This window comes from Streptomyces sp. NPDC047869 (assembly GCF_040704065.1).
GTDB lineage: Bacteria > Actinomycetota > Actinomycetes > Streptomycetales > Streptomycetaceae > Streptomyces.
Genome location: NZ_JBEYRK010000037.1, coordinates 78,752 through 85,012, shown reverse-complemented (window position 1 = coordinate 85,012; position 6,261 = coordinate 78,752). Strand labels below are relative to the sequence as shown.

Genomic DNA, 6,261 nt, shown 5'->3' with positions numbered 1-6,261 from the left:
GTCGAGGGTGACTCCGCCGGCGGCTCGGCCAAGTCGGGCCGGAACCCCCAGTACCAGGCGATCCTCCCGATCCGCGGCAAGATCCTCAACGTCGACGGGCGCCGTCCACACACGGATACCCTTGACAGGTGACCGACGCCCAAGAGACCGCAGCAGACAGTTCCGTGCGCACCACCGGGGGCACCCCCCCGGACGATGCCGGGGCCTCTGTGCTGGGGGCGCCGACTCCGCTGCTCGAACCCCGCGAGGGCATTCCGCCCGTGATCACCGACGAGGCCGCGCTCGCCGAGGTGATCGCCGCCTTCGCCGCCGGCTCCGGCCCCGTCGCCGTCGACGCCGAGCGCGCCTCCGGCTACCGCTACGGCCAGCGCGCCTACCTGGTGCAGCTCCGCCGCGAGGGGGCGGGCAGCGCGCTCATCGACCCCGTCGCCTGTCCCGATCTCTCCAGTCTCGGCGAGGCGCTGACCGGCGTCGAGTGGGTGCTGCACGCCGCCACCCAGGACCTGCCCTGCCTGCGGGAGATAGGCATGGTCCCGACCCGGCTGTTCGACACCGAGCTGGCCGGCCGGCTCGCCGGGTTCCCCCGGGTCGGTCTCGGCGCCATGGTCGAGGGTGTGCTCGGTTTCGTCCTGGAGAAGGGCCATTCCGCCGTCGACTGGTCGACCCGGCCGCTGCCCGACCCCTGGCTGCGCTATGCGGCCCTGGACGTCGAACTCCTCGTGGACCTGCGGGACGCCCTGGAGAAGGAGCTGGACCGGCAGGGCAAGCTCGACTGGGCGCTCCAGGAGTTCGGAGCGATCGCGGCGGCGCCGCCCGCCGAGCCCCGCAAGGACCCCTGGCGCCGTACGTCCGGGATGCACAAGGTGCGGCGGCGCCGGCAGCTGGCCGTCGTACGGGAGCTGTGGGAGACCCGGGACCGGATCGCGCAGCGGCGGGACGTGTCACCGGGCAAGGTGCTGTCGGACGCGGCCATCGTGGAGGCCGCCCTCTCGCTCCCGGTCAACGTGCACGCGCTGGCCGCGCTGAACGGGTTCGGGCACCGGGTGGGACGCCGGCAGCTCGAGCAGTGGCTGGCGGCGGTCGACCGGGCGAAGGCGCTGCCCGAGGCGCAGTTGCCCCAGCCGGGGCAGCCGGTCACCGGACCGCCGCCGCCGCGGGCGTGGGCCGACAAGGATCCCGCCGCGGCGGCCCGGCTGTCGGCCGCGCGGGCGGGGGTGTCGGCGCTGGCCGAGCAGCTCAACATGCCCCAGGAGAACTTGGTCTCCCCCGACACCGTGCGGCGGGTGTGCTGGGAGCCGCCGGCCGCTGTGGACGCCGGGACGGTGGCGGACGCGCTGGCCGGATACGGGGCGCGGCCCTGGCAGGTCGAGCAGGTGACGCCCGTGCTGGTCGCGGCGCTGTCGGGCGCGGGCGCCTGAAGCGGAACCCGGACGTCGAAATCACGCCAAGATCCTGGGCGCGTCCACGCGCCCCGCTTCACCGTTCCGGGGGCGGCTTCCACGCGCCCCGCTCCGTGTCCTCAGGCCCGCGTTCCGCATGGGAGCGCGGGCTCTGTCCGTGTCGGCCCCGGGAGCGGACTCGGGGCGCGCGCCCCGGCAGGCCGGCACCTGCTCCGGGAGGCTCCACGGCCCCGTCGGTGTGACGTTCGCCGCTCCGGCCGGGGGGAGGACTGGGCAGTCACGTTACTCACAAGTAGCATGGCCCGTAAGCAAGCGCTCAGCATCCCGCACCCTGGAGGAGAGCCATCGTGCCTCGTACCGTCAGGGACGTCGTCTTCGTCGACGGCGTCCGCACCCCGTTCGGCAAGGCGGGCCCGAAGGGCATCTACCACGAGACCCGGGCCGACGACCTCGTCGTCAAGGCGATCCGGGAGCTGCTGCGCCGCAACCCGGGTCTGGACCCGAAGAAGATCGACGAGGTCGCCATCGCGGCGACCACCCAGATCGGTGACCAGGGTCTGACCCTCGGCCGCACGGCCGGCATCCTCGCGGGCCTGCCGCAGTCCGTCCCCGGCTACTCGATCGACCGCATGTGCGCCGGCGCCCTGACCGCCGTGACCACCACCGCCGGTTCGATCGCGTTCGGCGCCTACGACGCCGTCATCGCCGGTGGCGTGGAGCACATGGGCCGCCACCCGATGGGCGAGGGCGTGGACCCGAACCCGCGCTTCGTCTCCGAGAAGCTGGTCGACGAGTCGGCGCTGTTCATGGGCATGACCGCCGAGAACCTGCACGACCGCTACCCGCAGATCACCAAGCTGCGCGCCGACGAGTACGCCGTGCGCTCGCAGGAGAAGGCCGCCAAGGCGTACGCCAACGGCAAGATCCAGCAGGACCTGGTACCGATCTCGGTGCGCCGCACCAGCCCCGAGGGCGGCGAGACGGGCTGGGGCCTGGTCACGGCCGACGAGCCGATGCGCCCGGGCACCACGCTGGAGAACCTCCAGGGCCTGAAGACCCCGTTCCGCGTGCACGGCCGGGTCACCGCCGGCAACGCGGCCGGCCTGAACGACGGCGCCACCGCGTCGATCATCGCGAGCGAGGACTTCGCCCGCGAGAACGGCCTGCCGGTCAGGATGCGCCTGGTCTCCTACGCCTTCGCGGGTGTCGAGCCGGAGGTGATGGGCTACGGCCCGATCCCGGCCACGGAGAAGGCCCTCGCCAAGGCGGGTCTGTCCATCTCCGACATCGGTCTGTTCGAGATCAACGAGGCCTTCGCCGTCCAGGTGCTGGCCCTCCTCGACCACTACGGCATCGCGGACGACGACGAGCGCGTCAACCAGTACGGCGGCGCGATCGCCTACGGTCACCCGCTCGCCTCCTCCGGCGTCCGCCTGATGACGCAGCTGGCCCGCCAGTTCGAGGAGCAGCCCGAGGTCCGCTACGGCCTCACCACCATGTGCGTCGGCTTCGGCATGGGCGCGACGGTCATCTGGGAGAACCCGCACTTCGACGGAGGCGACAAGTGAGCACCACCGCTGAACTCCTGAAGGGCGCGGCCGAGCTGTTCCCGGACGAGGTCGTCACGCAGGCGCACGTACGCCACTTCGACCTGCCGTTCGGGGCCGGGCGCTTCGCGCTCATCACCCTGGACAACGGCCTGGACCACACCAAGCCGACCACCTTCGGCCCGCAGTCGCTCGCGAACCTCAACACCGCGATCGACCAGGTGGAGAAGGAGGCCGCGGACGGCGAGATCGTCGGCGCCGGCGTGACCGGCAAACCGTTCATCTTCGCGGTCGGCGCCGACCTCAAGGGCGTGGAGCTGCTCAAGCAGCACGACCACGCGCTGGCCATCGGCAAGGGTGGCCACGAGGTCTTCAAGCGCCTCGCCGAGCTGGCCGTGCCCACCTTCGCCTACTACAACGGCGCGGCGATGGGCGGCGGCGTCGAGGTCGGCCTGCACTGCACCTACCGCACGGTGTCGAAGGCCATCCCCGCGTTCTCCCTGCCCGAGGTCTTCCTCGGCCTGGTTCCGGGCTGGGGCGGCTGCGCGCTGCTGCCGAACCTGATCGGCGCCGACAAGGCCGTCTCGGTCATCATCGAGAACAGCCTCAACCAGAACAAGCAGCTCAAGGGCAAGCAGGTCTTCGAACTGGGCATCGCCGACGCCCTCTTCGAGGGTGCCGACTTCCTGGAGCAGTCGCTGCTGTGGACCGCCCAGGTCCTCAAGGGCGACATCGAGGTCGAGCGCCCGGCGATCGACCGCGGCGAGGCCTGGGACCAGGCCGTCGCGCGCGGCCGGTTCATCGCCGACGGCAAGGTGCACGGCGCGGCCCCGGCCGCCTACCGGGCCCTGGAGATCATCGCGGCCGCCAAGAACGGCGACCTGCAGCAGGGCTTCGACGCCGAGGACCAGGCCCTCGCCGACCTGATCATGGGTGGCGAACTGCGCTCCGGCATCTACGCGTTCAACCTCGTCCAGAAGCGCGGCAAGCGTCCCGCCGGCGCCCCGGACAAGAACCTGGCCCGCCCGGTCACCAAGGTCGGTGTCGTCGGCGCCGGCCTGATGGCCTCTCAGCTCGCGCTGCTCTTCCTGCGCCGCCTCGAGGTGCCGGTCGTCCTGACCGACATCGACCAGGAGCGCGTCGACAAGGGTGTGGGCTACGTCCACGCCGAGATCGACAAGCTGCTCGGCAAGGGCCGGATCAACCAGGACAAGGCCAACCGCCTCAAGGCGCTGGTGACGGGTGTCCTGGACAAGGCCGAGGGCTTCTCGGACGCCGACTTCATCATCGAAGCCGTCTTCGAGGAGATCGGCGTCAAGCAGCAGGTGTTCGCGGAGGTCGAGACGGTCGCCCCGGCGCACGCGATCCTCGCCACCAACACGTCCTCGCTGTCGGTGTCGGAGATGGCGTCGAAGCTGAAGCACCCCGAGCGGGTCGTCGGCTTCCACTTCTTCAACCCGGTCGCGATCCTCCCGCTGCTGGAGATCGTCCGCGGCGAGAAGACGGACGACGCCTCGCTGGCGACCGCCTTCGCGGTGGCCAAGAAGCTGAAGAAGACGGCGGTTCTGGTGAAGGACGCCCCGGCGTTCGTCGTGAACCGCATCCTCACCCGCTTCATGGGCGAGATCCAGAACGTCATCGACGAGGGCACCCCGGTCGAGGTCGCGGAGAAGGCGGTGGAGCCCCTGGGCCTGCCGATGTCCCCGCTGGTCCTGCTCGAACTGGTCGGCCCGGCGATCGGCCTGCACGTCTCGGAGACCCTCAACCGGGCCTTCCCGGACCGCTTCACGGTCTCCCCGAACCTCGCGGCCGTCGTCAAGGCGGGCAAGCGCGGCTTCTACGTCTACGACAGCGGCAAGCCGGAGCTGGACCCGGAGGTCGCCGCGCTGCTGAAGCAGGGCGACACCGTCCTGACCGAGGAGCAGGTCCGCGACCGCGTCCTGGACGCGGTGGCCCAGGAGATCGGCCTGATGCTCGACGAGGGCGTCGTCGCCGAGGCCCAGGACATCGACCTCTGCCTGATCACGGGCGCCGGCTGGCCCTTCCACCTGGGCGGCATCACGCCGTACCTGGACCGCGAGGGTGTCTCCGAGCGGGTGAACGGGAAGCGGTTCCTGGCTCAGGGGGTGGCGAGCGTTCCGGCGTAACCCGGGCGGACTCTTCGCGGCAGGGCTCCCGGCACCCGACGGTGCCGGGAGCCCTGCCGTTTCGTCGGAAGCGGCCTCGAAGGATACAGTCCACGTACAGCCGTTCGATCCTTCGCGCCGACTACCAGGACGGCCTACGGGCCCGGACGGGCAGGACACCAAGAGCGTTGAGTGGAACATGCGGTGCCGGATGACGGGTCTCCGGGCGGTGACGGCGGTCGCGGCCGTCCTCGCCGTGATCGGATCCTTCGTTGCCTACGCCCACTGGCCGAGCCGTGGCGACCGGGACACGCCCCGGACCTATCACGTCTGGCACTGGAACATAGCCGGCAGCGCCCTGCACCACGGATCGGTCAGCGACGGGCTGATAGAGGCGGCGTCACTGTCCATCCGCCGCCGCGGCGCCGACTTCGTCTCGCTCAATGAGGTCTGCTACAGCCAGTACCGCGCGCTGCGGAACAGCCTGGCTCGCGCGTCCTGGCCGCAGGATTCCGGCGATTTCTCCCGCTTCGCGGGCACCCGGGCATCCTCCCCCGCGCTGTGTGGGGGTACCGGCCCCTACGGGATCGCCGTGTTCAGCAAGCTCCCTCTCGGATCGTCACGGCAGTACGAACTGCCGCCCGACGGCTCCGCGGAGCAACGGAAGATGCTGTGCGCCGCGCTACGCGCCACACCTCGGATGAGGTTCTGCACGGTGCACATCACAACGCGCAGCACCCTGTGGGAGGGAATGCCTGTCAATTACCGGCAGATCCGCTTCGTCCGCCAGGCTTTGGACGCCTTCGACGCGGAAGGCCAGGCTTACCTGGTGGCCGGGGACTTCAACGCACAACCCGACTACGGCCGGGTCAACCAGCTGTACGCCCCGTCACTGACGACAGCCGCCAACCACGGAAACACGGGTGCGCACCGCGAACTGGACGATTCGGACGACGCACACTGTCCAGGCTACGGTCAGGGTACGGCCGTCGGCACCCGAGCCGTCGCGAAACCCTGCGGGCGCGACCCGAAAGTGGACGAGATCTTCGTACGCGAGTCCCGGCTGGCCGGCGCGTACGGTGCTGTCGCACTGTCGATCCCCCGCACTTGCTCGGGGCTCGCGTACTGCTCCGATCACCGCGCCCTGTTCGGCACCGTGCGCATGACCGTGCATTGAGGCCGCAGCCG

4 protein-coding genes are annotated in these 6,261 nt (G+C 70.8%); all 4 read left to right on the top strand.

The window, feature by feature from the left end:
- Window positions 1–128: 128 nt before the first annotated feature.
- The 4 genes from AB0924_RS33405 to AB0924_RS33390 all read left to right on the top strand — a co-directional run bounded on the left by AB0924_RS33405 (window position 129) and on the right by AB0924_RS33390 (window position 6,250).
- A complete protein-coding gene (locus AB0924_RS33405) occupies window positions 129–1,418 on the top strand; it encodes a ribonuclease D (RefSeq protein ID WP_366913474.1) in 1,290 nt (429 codons plus the stop codon).
- Between the two features lie 329 nt (window positions 1,419–1,747).
- Window positions 1,748–2,968, top strand: a complete 1,221-nt coding sequence (locus AB0924_RS33400; RefSeq protein WP_358934434.1) for an acetyl-CoA C-acyltransferase — start codon at window positions 1,748–1,750, stop codon at window positions 2,966–2,968.
- Window positions 2,965–5,094 carry a 3-hydroxyacyl-CoA dehydrogenase NAD-binding domain-containing protein gene (locus AB0924_RS33395; protein ID WP_366913473.1) on the top strand — a complete coding sequence of 710 codons (2,130 nt, stop codon included), beginning with the start codon at window positions 2,965–2,967 and terminating at the stop codon, window positions 5,092–5,094. Before AB0924_RS33400 ends, AB0924_RS33395 begins: the two co-directional genes overlap by 4 nt.
- A 208-nt stretch (window positions 5,095–5,302) precedes the next feature.
- Window positions 5,303–6,250, top strand: a complete 948-nt coding sequence (locus AB0924_RS33390) for an endonuclease/exonuclease/phosphatase family protein (protein ID WP_366913472.1) — start codon at window positions 5,303–5,305, stop codon at window positions 6,248–6,250.
- Window positions 6,251–6,261: the final 11 nt, after the last annotated feature.